The organism is Novosphingobium sp. (assembly GCF_031424035.1).
In the GTDB taxonomy this organism is placed as follows: Bacteria; Pseudomonadota; Alphaproteobacteria; order Sphingomonadales; family Sphingomonadaceae; genus Novosphingobium.
Genome location: NZ_JANPGP010000115.1, coordinates 14,246 through 29,245, shown reverse-complemented (window position 1 = coordinate 29,245; position 15,000 = coordinate 14,246). Strand labels below are relative to the sequence as shown.

The 15,000-nt window shown below is 66.2% G+C and carries 14 protein-coding genes; 9 read left to right on the top strand and 5 right to left on the bottom strand.

What is annotated here, in order from left to right; genetic code table 11:
• Positions 1 to 10 precede the first annotated feature (10 nt).
• The 4 genes from RMO89_RS15850 to RMO89_RS15835 all read left to right on the top strand — a co-directional run bounded on the left by RMO89_RS15850 (position 11) and on the right by RMO89_RS15835 (position 5,628).
• Positions 11 to 598 (top strand): DUF721 domain-containing protein, encoded by a 588-nt coding sequence (locus RMO89_RS15850; protein WP_409035569.1) that lies wholly within the window; start codon positions 11 to 13, stop codon positions 596 to 598.
• Entirely contained in the window at positions 599 to 1,294 is a 696-nt protein-coding gene (locus RMO89_RS15845) for a thioredoxin domain-containing protein (RefSeq protein ID WP_310534330.1), read from the top strand.
• A 108-nt stretch (positions 1,295 to 1,402) separates the two neighbouring features.
• Entirely contained in the window at positions 1,403 to 2,170 is a 768-nt protein-coding gene (locus RMO89_RS15840; protein ID WP_310534328.1) for a thioredoxin domain-containing protein, read from the top strand.
• A gap of 29 nt (positions 2,171 to 2,199) precedes the next feature.
• Complete coding sequence (locus RMO89_RS15835) at positions 2,200 to 5,628, top strand: AAA family ATPase (RefSeq protein WP_310534327.1); 3,429 nt, start codon at positions 2,200 to 2,202, stop codon at positions 5,626 to 5,628.
• 18 nt (positions 5,629 to 5,646) lie between these two features.
• Here RMO89_RS15835 and RMO89_RS15830 read toward each other — a convergent pair whose 3' ends face one another.
• Both RMO89_RS15830 and soxR read right to left on the bottom strand, forming a co-directional pair.
• Entirely contained in the window at positions 5,647 to 7,464 is a 1,818-nt protein-coding gene (locus RMO89_RS15830; RefSeq protein WP_310534325.1) for a DUF885 domain-containing protein, read from the bottom strand.
• 77 nt (positions 7,465 to 7,541) lie between these two features.
• Complete coding sequence (soxR, locus tag RMO89_RS15825) at positions 7,542 to 7,982, bottom strand: redox-sensitive transcriptional activator SoxR (RefSeq protein WP_310534324.1); 441 nt, start codon at positions 7,980 to 7,982, stop codon at positions 7,542 to 7,544.
• Positions 7,983 to 8,092: 110 nt separating this feature from the next.
• On the opposite strand from soxR, the gene RMO89_RS15820 reads away from it, so the two are divergent.
• A complete protein-coding gene (locus tag RMO89_RS15820; protein WP_310534323.1) occupies positions 8,093 to 8,467 on the top strand; it encodes a VOC family protein in 375 nt (124 codons plus the stop codon).
• Here RMO89_RS15820 and RMO89_RS15815 read toward each other — a convergent pair.
• Both RMO89_RS15815 and ubiA read right to left on the bottom strand, forming a co-directional pair.
• Positions 8,464 to 9,114 carry an SOS response-associated peptidase family protein gene (locus tag RMO89_RS15815; protein ID WP_310534321.1) on the bottom strand — a complete coding sequence of 217 codons (651 nt, stop codon included), beginning with the start codon at positions 9,112 to 9,114 and terminating at the stop codon, positions 8,464 to 8,466. The two genes, RMO89_RS15820 and RMO89_RS15815, sit on opposite strands and share 4 nt — an antisense overlap.
• On the bottom strand, positions 9,114 to 10,034 hold the full coding sequence (gene ubiA / locus RMO89_RS15810; RefSeq protein WP_310534319.1) for a 4-hydroxybenzoate octaprenyltransferase: 921 nt from the start codon (positions 10,032 to 10,034) through the stop codon (positions 9,114 to 9,116). Before ubiA ends, RMO89_RS15815 begins: the two co-directional genes overlap by 1 nt.
• Positions 10,035 to 10,223: 189 nt before the next feature.
• Here ubiA and RMO89_RS15805 point away from each other — a divergent pair, with 189 nt between their 5' ends.
• From RMO89_RS15805 to RMO89_RS15790, 4 genes are read left to right on the top strand one after another with little or no spacing between them, the layout of a single operon-like run.
• On the top strand, positions 10,224 to 11,075 hold the full coding sequence (locus RMO89_RS15805; protein WP_310534318.1) for an OmpA family protein: 852 nt from the start codon (positions 10,224 to 10,226) through the stop codon (positions 11,073 to 11,075).
• A 59-nt stretch (positions 11,076 to 11,134) separates the two neighbouring features.
• Positions 11,135 to 11,884 carry a 16S rRNA (uracil(1498)-N(3))-methyltransferase gene (locus tag RMO89_RS15800; RefSeq protein WP_310534389.1) on the top strand — a complete coding sequence of 250 codons (750 nt, stop codon included), beginning with the start codon at positions 11,135 to 11,137 and terminating at the stop codon, positions 11,882 to 11,884.
• 56 nt (positions 11,885 to 11,940) lie between these two features.
• A complete protein-coding gene (locus RMO89_RS15795; protein ID WP_310534317.1) occupies positions 11,941 to 13,314 on the top strand; it encodes a glutamate--cysteine ligase in 1,374 nt (457 codons plus the stop codon).
• A complete protein-coding gene (locus tag RMO89_RS15790) occupies positions 13,314 to 13,616 on the top strand; it encodes a putative quinol monooxygenase (protein WP_310534316.1) in 303 nt (100 codons plus the stop codon). The genes RMO89_RS15795 and RMO89_RS15790 overlap by 1 nt, the downstream gene beginning before the upstream one ends.
• On the opposite strand, the gene RMO89_RS15785 is transcribed toward RMO89_RS15790, so the two are convergent.
• A complete protein-coding gene (locus tag RMO89_RS15785; protein ID WP_409035568.1) occupies positions 13,617 to 14,978 on the bottom strand; it encodes a methyltransferase family protein in 1,362 nt (453 codons plus the stop codon).
• Between the last annotated feature and the right edge of the window lie 22 nt (positions 14,979 to 15,000).

The window sequence follows — 15,000 nt, the reverse complement described above, 5'->3', positions numbered from 1 at the left end:
GCGAAGCGCAATGGAACGGGATGGCGACAGCAAGGGCGGCAAGCCCGCGAAGGGCGAAAAGGCCAAAGCCAGCTCAAAGGCCAATGACGGCCTTGGCCAGCGCCGCTATGAACGCCCGCGCGGCGGCGCGGCGCGCGCCGTGGCGGATCTGATGCCCGATATCGGCCGCACCGCCTTTCGCCGTTTCGGTTTCGTGCAATCGAGTGTCGTCACCCGCTGGCCCGAGATTGTCGGCGCCCGCCACGCCCGCGTCTGCATGCCAGAGGCGATCCGCTTTCCCCCCGGAGAAAAGAGCGAGGGCATCCTCGACCTTGTCGTCGTGCCCGCCCATGCGCCGATGATCCAGCATGTCGTGCCCGAGATCATTGACCGGGTGAACCGCTTCTTCGGCTATAACTCCGTGGTCCGCGTCAAGCTTCGGCAAGGTGCGGTTAAGCCGCCGCCTGCTGGAGAAAAACCGTCCGCTCCGCCCAGTCTGAAGCCTATTCCGATGGAATTGGGCGAAAGCCTGCGCGATATCGGCGATCCGGAACTGCGCACCGTGCTCGAATCACTGGCGCGCAGCATCGATGCCCGTTCTGACAATGGAAAAGCCTGAATGACCGTTCTTCGATCCGCCCTTCTCGTACTCGCCGCCGCCACTTCGATCGGCGCGGGCAGGCCCAGCCCAAAGCTTGGCCCCGTGGCACCGGCCAACTGGACTGCAACCGTGGTGCGCACGGCCAGCGAGGCGCACCTGCTCGGCAACCCTGCGGCGAAGAACAAGTTGATCGAATATGTCAGCTACACCTGCTCGCACTGCGCCGATTTCGAGATTCAGGCCGGCAGCGAGCTGGCGCTGGGCTTCATCAAGCCGGGCACCGGATCGATGGAATTCCGCCCCTATTTCCGCAACCCGATCGACATTGCCGCCACCCTGATGGCCTATTGCGGCCCGCCCAGCCGCTTCATGGGCAACCACGCCGCCTTGCTGCGCGGGCAAAAGGGCTGGCTGACCCCGGTGACCAACGCACAGATGCGCCGCTGGCAGACCGGCACTTTCGCCAGCCAGATGCAGGCCGTGGCCAGCGACCTCAAACTCTACGATCTGTTCATAAAGCGCGGCTACAACCGCATCGAACTGGAACGCTGCCTGACTAACGAACCGCTGGCGCGGCGCATAGCTTCGGAAAACCGGACGGCGGAATCTGTGATCGGCATCCAGGGTACGCCCAGCTTCCTGCTTAATGACCGGCTGATCGACGCGGGCGACTGGCGCTCGCTGCGCCCCTACCTCGCTGCCGCCACGCGCTGAATTCCTGTCCGCCCCGGCTGCGGACTCATCTGGGGGCTGGTCAGACTTGCCCCTTCCCTTAAAACCGCCGTTTGCTAGCCTGCATGGCCCATATCCAAGGATGCTGAAATGACCTTCCGAGTCGCCCGCCGCTTTGCCCTGACCACCACTGCCGCCGCTCTCGTCCTCGGCCTTTCATCCTGCGGCAAGGACGATCCTTCGGCCGCGGCATCGGGCACGCCCATCGTCTCGGCCACACCGCATGCCGCGATTGCCCCGCCGGCTGGAAAATCGTGGGTCGAAGTGGTCGAGGTGACCCCCGATGGCGGCTACCGCGTCGGCAACCCGAACGCACCGGTGAAGCTGCTCGAATACGGCTCGCTGTCGTGCCCGCACTGCGCCAAGCTTGCGCAGGACGGCTTCAAGAAGCTGTTCGGCGAATATATCACTTCGGGCCGGCTGAGCTTTGAATTCCGCTCCTTCGCCATCCACCCGCAGGACGTGCCGCTGACCGTGATGGTCCAGTGCGGCCCGAAGGAAAGCTTCGTCAACCTGGTCGAGCAGGTCTACGCCAACTTCGATGAACTCGGCCAGGCCACCCAGCGCGGGGCGCAAGCTGCCGAACAGGCGCTGACTTTGCCGGAAAACCAGCGCTTCGTCGCGATGGGGCAGGCGATCGGGCTGACCGACTTCTTTGCCAAGCGCGGCATTTCGGTCGATCAGGGCAAGGCCTGCCTCGCCGATTTCAACAAGGCCACGCAGGTCGCCAAGAACGCCGAGGCTTACGGCGCCAAGGGCATCGATTCGACGCCGACGCTGTTCATCAACGATGTTCAATTCGGCAAGACCGACTGGAACGATCTCGACGCCGCCCTGATGGCCGCCGGCCTGCGGTAAACAGGCCGAGGGGGCAGACGGGCACGGCGATGCGGATCAAGCGGCTCAAGCTCAGCGGCTTCAAAAGCTTCGTCGAGCCGGCCGAACTGCGGATCGAATCGGGCCTTACCGGGGTGGTCGGCCCCAACGGCTGCGGCAAGTCCAACCTGCTCGAAGCCATCCGCTGGGTGATGGGCGAAAATTCGGCCAGGTCGCTGCGCGGCGGCGGCATGGAAGACGTAATTTTCGCCGGCACAGCCCAGCGCCCATCTCGCGATTTCGCCGAAGTTGTGCTCCATGCCGAGGATGGCGAGGGTGAGGAACTGGAAGTCGTCCGCCGGATCGAGCGCGGCGCCGGCAGCGCCTACCGCGTAAACGGGCGTGACGTGCGGGCGAAGGACGTCGCGCTGGTCTTCGCCGATGCCGCCACCGGGGCCCATTCCCCCGCGCTGGTCAGCCAGGGCAAGATCGCCGCGGTCATCGCCGCCAAGCCTGCCGAGCGCCGACAGATGCTCGAAGAGGCCGCCGGGATCGCCGGGCTGCACGTGCGCCGCAAGGACGCCGAACAGAAGCTGCGCGCAACCGAGGCCAATCTCGCCCGGCTCGAAGACATCATGGGCCAGCTCGACCAGCAGATCGGCGCGCTGCGCCGGCAAGCACGGCAGGCCGAACGCTACACCGCGCTGTCGGAGAAGATCCGGCTTGCCGAGGCACGGCTGGTCTTCGCCCGTTGGCGCGATGCCGCCGCCGCCGCCGATGCCGCGCGAGCCGAGGCGCAAGGGGCGGAGGCCCGCGTCAACGAGGCGCAGGCCGTGCTCAAGGCCGCGCAGACGGCGCAGTTCGAGGGCGCGGAAAAGCTCGCCGAGGTGCGCGACGAACTGGCTGACCGGCGCGACGATGCTTCTGCCCATGGCCACCGGCAGGCGGCACTGACCACCCAGCTCGAAGCGGCGGAACAGCGGCTCAAAGACCTCGACCGGCAACGCACCCGGCTGGAGGAGGATCGCGGCGATGCCGACCGCCTGACCCGCGATGCTGCCGAGGCTCTCGCCCGGCTGGAACGCGATCTGGCCGAAGGTCTGGCCGCACTTGAACGCGACGAAAAGCGCCGCCCCGAACTGGCCTCTGCGCTCGACAATGCCGACCGCGCCGCGCGGCAGGCCGAACTGGCATTGGCGCAGGCGACTGCCGCGCAGGCCGGGGTCGAAGCCGAATGGCGCGTCGCCGATGCGGCCCTGTCAGCCGCGCAGCAGCGGCTGCAACGGCTGGACAACGAGATTGCCCGGCAGACCGACCTGCGCGCCGCGCTCGCCCGCGAGGGCGATCCCGCCGCCGCGCTTGCCGCCGCCGATGCGGCGCGCCAGCAGGCCGAAGCCGCGCTCGCCGATGCCCGCGCCGCGCTGGAAAACCAGCAGGCACGCAAGGCAGAATTGCAAGCCGAACGCGATGGGACAAGCTCCACCCTCGCCTCGACCCGCGCTGAACTCGCCGGGGTCGAGCGCGAACATGCCGCGCTTTCCCGCGACCGCGAAGCCCGCGCCCGGCAGGCAAAGGGCGGCCACGGCCTCACCGCCGCGATTGACGCCCTGCGCGCCGCGCCCGGCTATGAACGCGCGCTCGCCGCCGTTCTGGGCCGCGATGCCAAGGCGGGATTAGGCGCTGCGCCCGCAGGCGCGGAAGGCCGGTTCTGGGCCGGCGCCGAGGCCCCTGCCCCGGTGAAGGACAACCTTGCCGCACATGTCAGCACGTGTCCGCCGCAACTCGCCGCCCGCCTCGCTTTGGTTCACGTTGCCGATGCCGACGATGGCCGCAGCCTCGCTCCCGGCGAATGGCTGGTCACCGGCGACGGCGCGCTGCGCCGCTGGGACGGCTTCTTCGCGCGCGGCGAAGGGGCGTCCGAGGCTGCCCGGCTGGAAGCGGAGAACCGCTTCGCCGCGCTGGAAGAGGAACTACCCGCGCTGCGTGAAGCTGCCGCCTCTGCCGAAGCAGCCGCGCAGGCGATCCAGTCCGAACTCGGCGAATTGCAGCTGAAGGTGATCGCTTCGGAACGCGAAGTGGCCGCCGCAACCGATGCCGAACGCAGCGCCCTGCGCGCGCTCGATCAGGCCGAGGCCGCCAAGGCGCGGCTCGAAGCGCGGCAAGTCGAACTCGCCGCCGTTGCCGATGACCTTGCCGCTCAGCGCGCCACTGCCGAAGGCGAACTTTCCGCCGCCGAACGCGCCCGCGCCGCGTTGCCCGATCCTGAAAGCGGCCGCGCCCAGCTAACCGCCGCGCAGGCGAAGAACGATGCCGCGCGCACCGCGATGCAGGCCGCCACCGCCGCACTCGCCGCGCATGATCAGGCACTCGCCGTCGCGCGCGAGCGGACCAATGCCCAGCGCTCCGACATGGCCGGCTGGCAGGCCCGCTCCGGGGACGCCGCCAACCGCCTCGCCCAGATGGGCATGCGCTTTGAAGAGATCGAGGCGGAGCGCGCCATTGTCGGGGCCAAGCCGGCATCGCTGATGAAAGAGATCGAGGCCGGCGATGCCGTGCGCGCGCGGCTGACCGCAGAACTCGCCGCGGCCGAAGCCGCCGTCACCGCCGCATCCGATGAGGCGCGCAAGGCCGACGCCGAATTCGCCCGCGCCAACGAAGTGCTCGCCACCGCCCGCGAATCCCGCGCCGGTGCCGCCGCCCGCGCCGAAAACGAGGAAGAGCGCCGCGCGGAGATGGGCCGTATTTCGGGCGAGCGCTTCCAGTGCCCGCCGCCGCTGCTGCCCGAGCGCTTCACATTCGCCGCCGCCGAAGTCGCCGGATCGGGCGAGGAATCGGCAACGATGGACCGGCTGGTGGCCGAGCGCGAACGCATCGGCCCGGTCAACCTCGTCGCCGCCGAGGAACTCAAGGTCGCCGAGGAGCGCCACGGCACCAGCTTGGCCGAACAGGCCGAGCTCGCCGAAGCGGTGAACCGCCTGCGCGGATCGATCGGCAATCTCAACCGCGAGGGGCGCGAGCGGCTGCGCGCCGCTTTCGAGGCGGTCAACGGCCACTTTCAGGTGCTGTTCGCCAAGCTGTTCCAGGGCGGACAGGCGCACCTCGCGCTGGTCGACAGCGACGATCCGCTCGAAGCTGGGCTGGAAATCTTCGCCCAGCCGCCGGGTAAGCGGCTGCAATCGCTGACGCTGCTTTCGGGCGGCGAACAGGCATTAACCGCAGTGGCACTTATCTTTGGGCTGTTCCTAACCAATCCGGCACCGATCTGTGTGCTCGACGAGGTCGATGCGCCGCTTGACGATGCCAATATCGAACGGTTCTGCGATCTGCTCGATGCCATGGTCGGCGAAACTGACACCCGCTACCTGATCGTCACGCACAATGCCGTAACCATGAGCCGCATGCATCGCCTGTTCGGCGTGACCATGGTCGAACAAGGCATCAGCCGCCTAGTCAGCGTCGACCTTGGCGGGGCGGAGGAACTGCTGGCGGCGGCACAGTAGACCGCCGCCAGGACATTCTCACTTCTGCGCGGCGATCCAGTCGTCGACCCGGCGCTCCAGCACCGGCAGCGGCATCGATCCGCCGCCGACGACGAGGTCATCGAAAGCCTTGATGTCGATCCTTGCGCCAAGTTCCTTTTCCGCCTTGGCTCGCAGGTCCATGATCTTGATCATGCCAATCTTGTAGCCGGTCGCCTGCCCCGGCAGCGTAATATAGCGGCGGACTTCGGAACGTGCCTGCTGGGCGGGCAGCCGGCCGGTGGCCGTCATATAAGCGGCTGCCTGATCCTCGCTCCAGCCCATGGCGTGGAGGCCGGTGTCGGTGACGAGACGCGAGGCGCGGAACAGTTCGGCGTCGAGCCGCATGAAGTCTGCCGCGACATCCGGGTAAGCACCCATTTCCTTGCAAAGCAGCTCCGAATAGAGCGCCCAGCCCTCGCTGTAGGCGACATAGCCGCTGGCGGTGCGGAACTTTGGCACGCCGGTCTGCCGCACGGCGATATCGCCCTGCATGACGTGGCCGGGGACGCCTTCGTGGCACATCAGGTCGAAGGTCTTGGCAGGGTCGAGCGTTTCACCGAGGAGGTGGAGATAGACGCGGCCCGGTCGCGTTCCGTCCGGGCTCGGGCCGGAGGCATGAGCAGCCCCGCCCGCGACTTCGCTGAACGCCGGTTCGCGGATAACTTCGATGCGGTGGATAGGCTTGAGATTGAACCGCGCACCCAGCAGTTCGCGGTTGCGGGCAATGGCCGCGTTCGAGGCATCTAGGTAGGCCTTGCGCAGTTCGTCGGTGTACGTCTGCGGCGGGAACTTCTTCGCGCGGTCGGCGTAGAAGGCGTGCCGGTCAGCCAGCCCCGCAGCCTGCGCGAGCGCGTCCTGCTCGGCCTCGATGCGGCTGACCTCGCCAAGGCCGATGGCGTGGACCTGCGCGGCCGACAGATCGAGCGTGGTGTTGAGCTTGAGCGCGGCGGCGTACCATGCCTCGCCACCGGGGAGCGAAAGGGCGCCGACCTTACCGGCGGGCGCACCCGGCAGCGCGGCCTTGGCCCATGCTCCGACCCGGTCATAGGCGGGCTTGGCGGCAAGGATGGCCGCGGCTGCATCAGACAGCAGAGCCTTGGCCTCGTCCGCGCTGACCTTGCCGTCCGCCTCCAGCTTGCCGATCTTGGTGCGGGCGTCGGCCATCAGCGCCGAATCCGCCCCGCCATCGAACGGCGCGCCGCTGGTCAGCGCCTTGGCCGAACCGATGATCCGCTCGACCTGGAACTTCGGCACACGAATGCCCTGGGCCTGCGCCTGCACCGTCTGCACGCGGGCGACGTCGAGCATTTTGGGCAGGCCCTTCAGCCGCGCGATGTAGCCGCGCATGTCGGCAGCGTCCTTGACCGTGTGCGAGTTGATCAGGAAGTCGGGCAGCTGCGCGTGAGCGGAATAGAGCGTCGAATAGAACGGCGGCTGATAGCGGCGAAACTTGTACTGCATTTCGAGCCGTTCGAGTTCGACTAGCCACATGTCGTAATTCGCCTTGCCCGTGGCTGAAAGCCCCGCGCGGTTGAACGCGGCCTTCATCCGTGCCGCGCTTGCACGGCGTGCCTGCAGGCGGGCGAGTTGGCCAGCGGCGGTCGTATCATCCCAGCGGTCGATCCCGTCCTTGATCCCCAGCCGCGTGGCGAGCTGCGGGCGCAGTTTGAGGTCGGCGGCGAATTCCTTGTCGAGGAAAGCGGTCAGCCGCGCGTCCTCGGCATCGGCGGAAGCAGCAGCGGGTGCGGCGAGGATCGCAGGTGCGGTGAGCGGAACAAGGGCGACGACGGCAATTGCGAGCAGCGAACGCTTCATGGAATTCTCCTTCATGGGAGGCAGCCTAACAGGCTTGCCGCCGCACTCAACTGGCGGGCGCGACTATTCGACCAGCGTCAACCGAGCACGAAGCGCGGGCCTGCCCCGGCTGCCGAAATCTTGTCATCACGGTTGTAGAGCTGGCAGCGTTGCAGGCTGAGGCAGCCGCAGCCGATGCACTCGTCCAGCTTGGCGCTGGTGCGGGTGAGCAGCTGGATCCGCGCATCGATCTGCGCGCGCATCGAGCGGCTGATCGCTTGCCAGTCCGCGAGCGTCGGGGTCCGCCCCTGCGGCAGGCGCGAGAGCTGCTCCTCGATCTCGGTCAGATTGAGCCCGAGCTTCTGCGCAATGAGGATGAACGACAGCCGGCGGATGTCGCTGCGCAGGAAACGGCGCTGGTTTCCCATGGTACGGAACGCCTGCACCAGACCGCGATCCTCATAGAAGCGGATCGCCGATACCGCGAGCCCGGTGCGCCGGGCGAGTTCGCCGATCGGAAGCAGGTCGTTCTTGTCCATGGTCGCCCTTTCGGTCGATTTTGCTTGACCTCAAGTTAGCTTGAGGTTGCACAAAGATAAAGCGCTTTGATTCGAAGCTGCAGTAAATCCATGTAATCAGGAGCTTTATTGTGCCAAACGGATTCCTAGAACATACCAACATCACCGTCAGTGATCCCGACCGCCTGTCCGGCCTGTTGCAGAAGTTGTGCAACTGGCACGAACGCTGGAGCGGCCCGGCGCAGCTTGGCGGGCGGACAATCCATGTCGGAACCGAGCAGCAATACCTCGCGCTTTATGCCCGCGCCGACGGTGCTGCCGGGCCGTTCACAAAGGGAGCGCCGCTCAACCATGTTGCGCTGGTGGTCGACGATATTGAGGCCGCCGAATCGCTCGTCATGGCGGCCGGGCTTCAGCCCTTCGCCCACGGTGACTACTATCCCGGCCGACGGTTCTACTTCTTCGACTGGGACGGGATCGAGTTCGAGATCGTCACCTACGGCTAGAACAAGCCGGGCTGGAAAGGCTCCTCCGGCGGCGCAGTCGTGGCCGCGCCACCCCCGGCCCAGCGCTCCTGCGTCCGCTCGACGGTCAGCGATTCTTCCCACGTCGCACAGAGCGCGAGGGCCTCTTCGGGTGTGCCTTCCAGCCAGTACCTCTGAGCCGCGCGCGAAAGGATCAGCGGCATCCGGTCATGCACCTCGGCCATCTGCGGATGCCCGTCTACCATGACGATCGTGTAGACCTCGCCCCACTCCTCGCTGCGCCGCCACAGGCCGGCGACGGCGAAAAGGTCTTCTCCCGGCAGACCATACCAGGTGCGGGTCATCCGGCCCTTCTCGCCCTCGGCCTCGGCCCAAGCTGTGACCGGGACAAGGCAGCGGCGCTGGACGAAGCTGTCGCGCCAGAAGCCGGTCAGCAGCTTGTCCTCTCGCGCGTTGGTCACCGGCTTGGGTTTCAGCTTTTGCCCCTGCTTGCCCTTCAGCGCGAGCGGGAAGCCCCAGGTCATCGAGCGCACCTGCCCTTCTGCAACGACCAGGCCCGGGTAGCCGGGGTACAGTTCTTCCGCGACATTCAGGCCGACCGGTGCCTCGACCTCGAACAGCTTGGCGACTTCATCCGTGCCCTTGGTCATGCGGTAAAGGTTGCACATCAGGCGTTCCCGACGACCCAGCAGGCCAGCGCCATCAACAGGCCGGCCGTGCGGTTCGAGCGGAAGCGGGCGAGCGCATTGTCATTGTCGCCCGGCATAAGCGTGGCCACCTGCCATATCAGGTGTGCAGCCATAGGCAGCAGCGCAAGGCTGGCGATCAGGTCCGGGCGCAGCAGCCAGAAGGCCGCAGCCCAGCAGACAATCGCCGAACCATAGAACCCCGCCACGCCGCCGCGCACCTTGCCGCCCAGTGCCCGCGCGGAGGAGCGGATGCCGACCAGCGCGTCGTCCTCGCGGTCCTGCAGGGCATAGATCGTGTCGTAACCGATCACCCAGGCAATCGATCCGGCATAGAGCAGCGCCAGCACCTCCAGCCGGTCGAGCCGCAATTCACTCCACCCCACCAGCGCGCCCCACGAAAACACGAGGCCTAGCCACGCCTGCGGCCACCAGGTGATACGCTTCATGAAGGGATAGGCCGCGACCGGCGCGATCGAGGCGAGCGCCACGATCTGCGCCTCCCAGCGCAATTGCAGCAGCACGACCAGCCCGATCAGGCACAGCGCCAGCAGCCAGATCCACGCCGCGCGCTTGCTCACCCGCCCGCTCGCCACCGGGCGACTGGCGGTGCGCGTCACTTGCCGGTCGAGGTCTGCATCGACGAGATCGTTATAGACGCAGCCCGCTCCGCGCATCGCGATTGCGCCCAGCAGCAGCCAGGCGATCAGGTCCCACCGCGCCTGCCCTCCGGAGAGCAATACCCCCCAGGCACAGGGCCAGAACAGCAACCACCAGCCGATCGGCCGGTCGAACCGGGCGAGCAAGGCATAGTCACGCAAGCGTTGCGGCAGCGCGGCAACGATGCCGCGATGCTGCGTATCGGGGACGATGTCGGACTTGCGGGCGGGAGTGTCGATCATCGACTCACCATGGCACAGGGAGGCCTTTCAGGACAACTTGCAGCGTCCCGTAGTCAAAGTAGCCAGTTGCCCGGAGCCTCCGCTCGTCGCGCCAAGCTCACCGCCTGCCCCCGCCTGACTGCGCGTTCATCTGGCCGCAAGGTTGCCCGCAACACGGGTCCGCGCAGGTTCAACATCAAGGATGACTCCATGCAATTCATTTCCGGCAAAACGGGGGCTCATATCGCGCTGGCCATGATGGCGCTGCCGCTTTCGGCAGGCGTCCATGCTCAGCAGGACGCAGCGAATACGAACATCGTCGTCACAGCGCCGGTGCTGACCCCCGGGCCGGAAATCAAGGGCGTGATCACTGCGCGCAATGAAAACCGGATCAAGGTTACGGCGATGGACGGCACGGCCACGGTTATCGATCTGGGCGAAACGACGAAGTTCAAGACGAGCGGCGGCGGCTTCTCAAAGAAGAACCCGGCATCCAGCGCCGCCCTGCTCAATGGCATGCCGGTGACGGTCAAAACAATGCAGTCCGAAGCCGGGCTGGTCGCCAGCCAGATCAGTTTCAAGAGCGGCGATTACAAGACAGCCGCAATGATCCGCAACGCCACCGACCAGCGCTTTGGTGAGCAGACCGCCGCAACCGAAGCGCTCAAGGGCCGCATGGGCGACATCGACAAGTACAACGTCAAGGCAACGACCAACGTCTATTTTGACACCGGCAAGGCCGCGCTGAGCGAACAGGCCCGCGCCGAACTGTGCAATGCCGCGACTGCGGCGGAAGGCACCAACAACGCGTTGCTGCTTGTCGTCGGCTACACCGATTCGGTCGGCAGCGATGAATTCAACCAGGTCCTCAGCGAAAAGCGCGCCAACAGCGTGATCAATTACCTCCAGCAGCAGTGCCACTGGAAGCCGTACCGGATGCTGACGCCGACCGGCATGGCGAAGGCTGACCCGCTGGCGGACAACACCACCGAAGAAGGCAAGGCCCAGAACCGCCGCGTGGCGGTGAACGTGCTGGTCAGCAAGGGCCTCGACGGGCTGTAAGAACCGGGCGTGACGCGGGCAGGCGCAGCCGTTATGGCTGCGTCATGCCCGCAACGCCCCTGCCCAAGGTTCCGGCCTGGCCGCCCAAAAGCGCACCGCGCCTGTTCGTCGAACAGGTGCTGGCCGAGGGCGCATCGATCTCGATCGAAGGCCCGCAGGCCCATTACCTTTCCCGCGTGATGCGCGTGACCGAGGGCGATGCGGTGATCCTGTGCGACAACGTGACTGGCGAGTGGGCTGCGCGGGTTACTTCCGCCGGCAAGCGTGAGGTCCTGCTTTCGCCTGAGATCTTGCTGCGTCCGCGCGAAGGCGTGCCCGATTTGACGCTCTGCGCCGCGCTGCTGAAGAAGGACCGGTTCGACCTCGTGCTCGAAAAGGCCTGCGAGCTGGGCGCGGCGCGCATCCAGCCGGTGCTGACCCGGCGCTGCGTGGCAGACAAGCTCAACCTTGAACGCGCCCGCGCCGTGCTGGTCGAAGCGGCCGAGCAATGTGCGCGTACGGCCCTGCCCGAGATTTCCGCGCCGGTGAAACTCGATTCCCTGCTGCGCGATTGGGACGGAAACCGCGCGCTGTTCTTCGCGGACGAGAATGGCGGGGAACCGGCAGCGGCGGCTTTTTCTGCTCATCCCGGCCCGGCAGCCCTGCTCACCGGCCCCGAAGGCGGCTTTGACGAGAGCGAGCGCGCCGCGATCCGAGCCTTGCCGCAAGCCCGCGCGATAACCCTCGGCCCCCGCGTACTGCGCGGCGAAACTGCGGCGATCGGCGGCATGGCGCTGTGGATGGGGATCGCGGGCGACTGGGCCGATTGATTTTTGCACTGATTTTTGCACTGGCGCCGGCCCGAACAAAACACTACCTCGCCCGCATGAGCACAAGACAGGTTTCAGATCGCAACGAGCCCGTGATCGAGCGCCGCGAGGATCTCGTTGTGCCGATGGCCAAGGGCGAAAAGCCCCGCGAAAACTGGCGTATCGGCACTGAGCATGAGAAACTGGTCTATGCGCTGAGCGACCATCACGCCCCCAGCTACGACGAAAAGGGCGGTATACTCGACTTGCTGGTCGCGCTGCAGGACTATGGCTGGGAGCCGATTCTGGAAGGCGGCAAGATCATCGCGCTGTCGGGCGTGGACGGCAATGTCAGCCTGGAACCCGCCGGCCAGCTTGAACTTTCCGGCGCGCCGCTGGAAAACCTGCACCAGACCTGTGCCGAAACCGGCCGCCACCTGGCGCAGGTGAAGGAAATCGGCGAGAAGTTCGGCATCGGCTTCCTCGGCCTTGGCATGTGGCCTGACAAGACCCGCGAAGAGCTGCCGATCATGCCCAAAGGCCGTTACGAGATCATGCTGCGGCACATGCCGCGCGTCGGCTCGATGGGCCTCGACATGATGCTGCGCACCTGCACGATCCAGACCAACCTCGACTATTCAAGCGAGGCCGACATGGTGCAGAAATTCCGCGTGTCGCTCGCCCTTCAGCCGCTGGCGACCGCGCTGTTCGCCAATTCACCGTTCACCGAGGGCAAGCCCAACGGCATGCTCTCATACCGCAGCCACATCTGGTCGGACACCGATCCGGCGCGCACCGGCATGTTGCCTTTCGTGTTCGAGGACGGCTTCGGGTACGAACGCTATGTCGACTACATGCTCGATGTGCCGATGTACTTTGTTTACCGCGACGGCAAATATATCGACGCCGCCGGCCTCAACTTCCGAGATTTCCTTGACGGCAAGCTCTCGGTCTTGCCCGGTGAAAAGCCGACGCTGAGCGACTGGAACGACCATCTGTCCACCGCCTTCCCCGAAGTGCGGCTGAAGTCCTTTCTCGAAATGCGCGGCGCTGATGGCGGCCCGTGGAGCAAGATCTGCGCCTTGCCGGCCTTCTGGGTCGGCCTGCTTTACGATCAGGGCGCGCTCGATGCCGCGTGGAACCTCGTCAAGGACTGGGACATGGAAGGCCGCGAGAAACTGCGCGCCTCGGTGCCCAAGCTGGCGCTCGATGCGCCGATTCCCGGCGGCGGCACCCTGCGCGACATCGCGGCCGAAGTGCTGGCGATTTCTCGCTCGGGCCTGAATGCGCGCGGCAAGCTCAACGCTGCCGGTGACAACGAAAGCGGCTACCTCGGCCCGCTCGACGATATCGTCGCCAGCGGCAAGGTGCCAGCCCAGCGCCTGCTTGACCGGTTCCACGGCGAATGGGGCGGCGACGTTTCGCGCGTCTACGAAGAAAAGAGCTTCTGATGAGCGTCATTGTCATGGGCGAGTTCCGCTTGCCCGCCGAAAACCTCGAAGCCGCGCGTCCGGCGATGGAACGGGTGGTCACGCTGACCCGTGCGGAGGACGGCTGCCTCGGCTATTCCTACGCGCCCGACCTGCTCGATCCCTGCCTGATCCGCATAGCCGAGAAGTGGGAAAGCGCCGAAGCGCTTGGCCTGCACCTCGCTACGCCGCACATGGACGAGTGGAAGCGGGTGCGTGAGAGCTTTGGCCTGACGGGCCGCTCGGTGACGATGTACGAAATCGCGAGCGAACGCGCCGTCTGACTACTCAGCCGGCTGCACCACCGCGCCGCGCTGTGGCTTCAGCCCCGCCAGCAGCCGGTTGAAGAAACGCGTTACCGTGGCATTGCGGTCCATCCAGGCGTGATATTCGCGGTACTTGGCATCTTCGGACAGCAGGTGCTTTTCCTCGGTCTTGGCGCGCCAGAAATAGATCGCGCTGACGCCGGCGAGGCAGACAGCATTGCGCACCGCGTCCGTTGTCGATCCGTTGGTGACGAGGAATGGCATCGTCGCAAGCCACCAGAACAGGTTCTTTGACAGGTAGGCCGGATGCCGCGTCCAGCGGTAGGGGCCATGAGTCAGCACGCCACGATAGGTCAGGTTCGAAAAGCGCATGCCGAAGGCCACTGTCGCCGAGGCATAGATGCCGGTGAGGGTAACCAGCAGCGCCGCCCAGAGCCACAGCAGCACCGTCTGCCCCTGCAACCACCAGGTCCAGTCCGCCGTCGCCGCCTCGTAGAACAGCGGGCCGCCCTGGTTCATCATCTGGAACGGCGGATAGCACATCAGCGCCGCGACCCAGCCCGCCAGGAACGGATTGGCCGATCGGATCTGCGCGTCGAGCGGTTTCATGGTGAGGATATAGCCGACCGTGCCGATCTGCTCGTCCACCACGAACATCATCAGTACCAGCAGGTTGGCGATGGCGACGGGATCGCGCCATATACCGGCCCAATCGCGCCCGACAAGGTCGGCAAAACCGCCCGGAACGATCGAGATCATGAAGGCGGTGAAAAAGCCCTTCACGGCCCATGCCCGCAAGTGAATCGCGATCTGCGCCGGGTCATGCGCCTCGCGCCCGATCAGCCATGCGCCAAAGTGCCAGCAGGCATCGCGCGGCTCCACCAGCACGCGGTCGAGCCAGAGGACATAGGGCACCGAGAGCAGAAACAGCGGCACCGCCGACCAGCCGAGCACCGTCATCGCCACCTGATAGGGGCCATCCCAGTACCAGCGGAACAGGCAATAGAGGAAGCCGATGATCGCCCATGTCGCCCAGAGGCCTGCCAGTTTGGTGATCGAAATGTCGACCACCGAGGCGAGCGGGCGTTTGATCTTCCAGTCAATCCCGGTCGAGGCCCGCAGGTGGACCTTTTCGACCAGCACCGACCACAGGACCATCGGCAGGGCGCAGAAGACCAGCCCCATCAGCGCCGCGTTCGGCCCGGTCAGCCGCTCGCGCGGGCTGTTGAGGGCGAAGGCATCGACGATCTCTGGCCAAAAGTGGCAGAAAGCGATCCACACCGCGAGGCCCAACAGGCCGACGAGCCCGACGGCTCCGGCAACGTCACTCTTGGGCCGCGGATCGGCGACAGGCGCAGGCGTGTTCACAGCCTGCGCCATAAGGCCAAATGGTTAAGCGCCC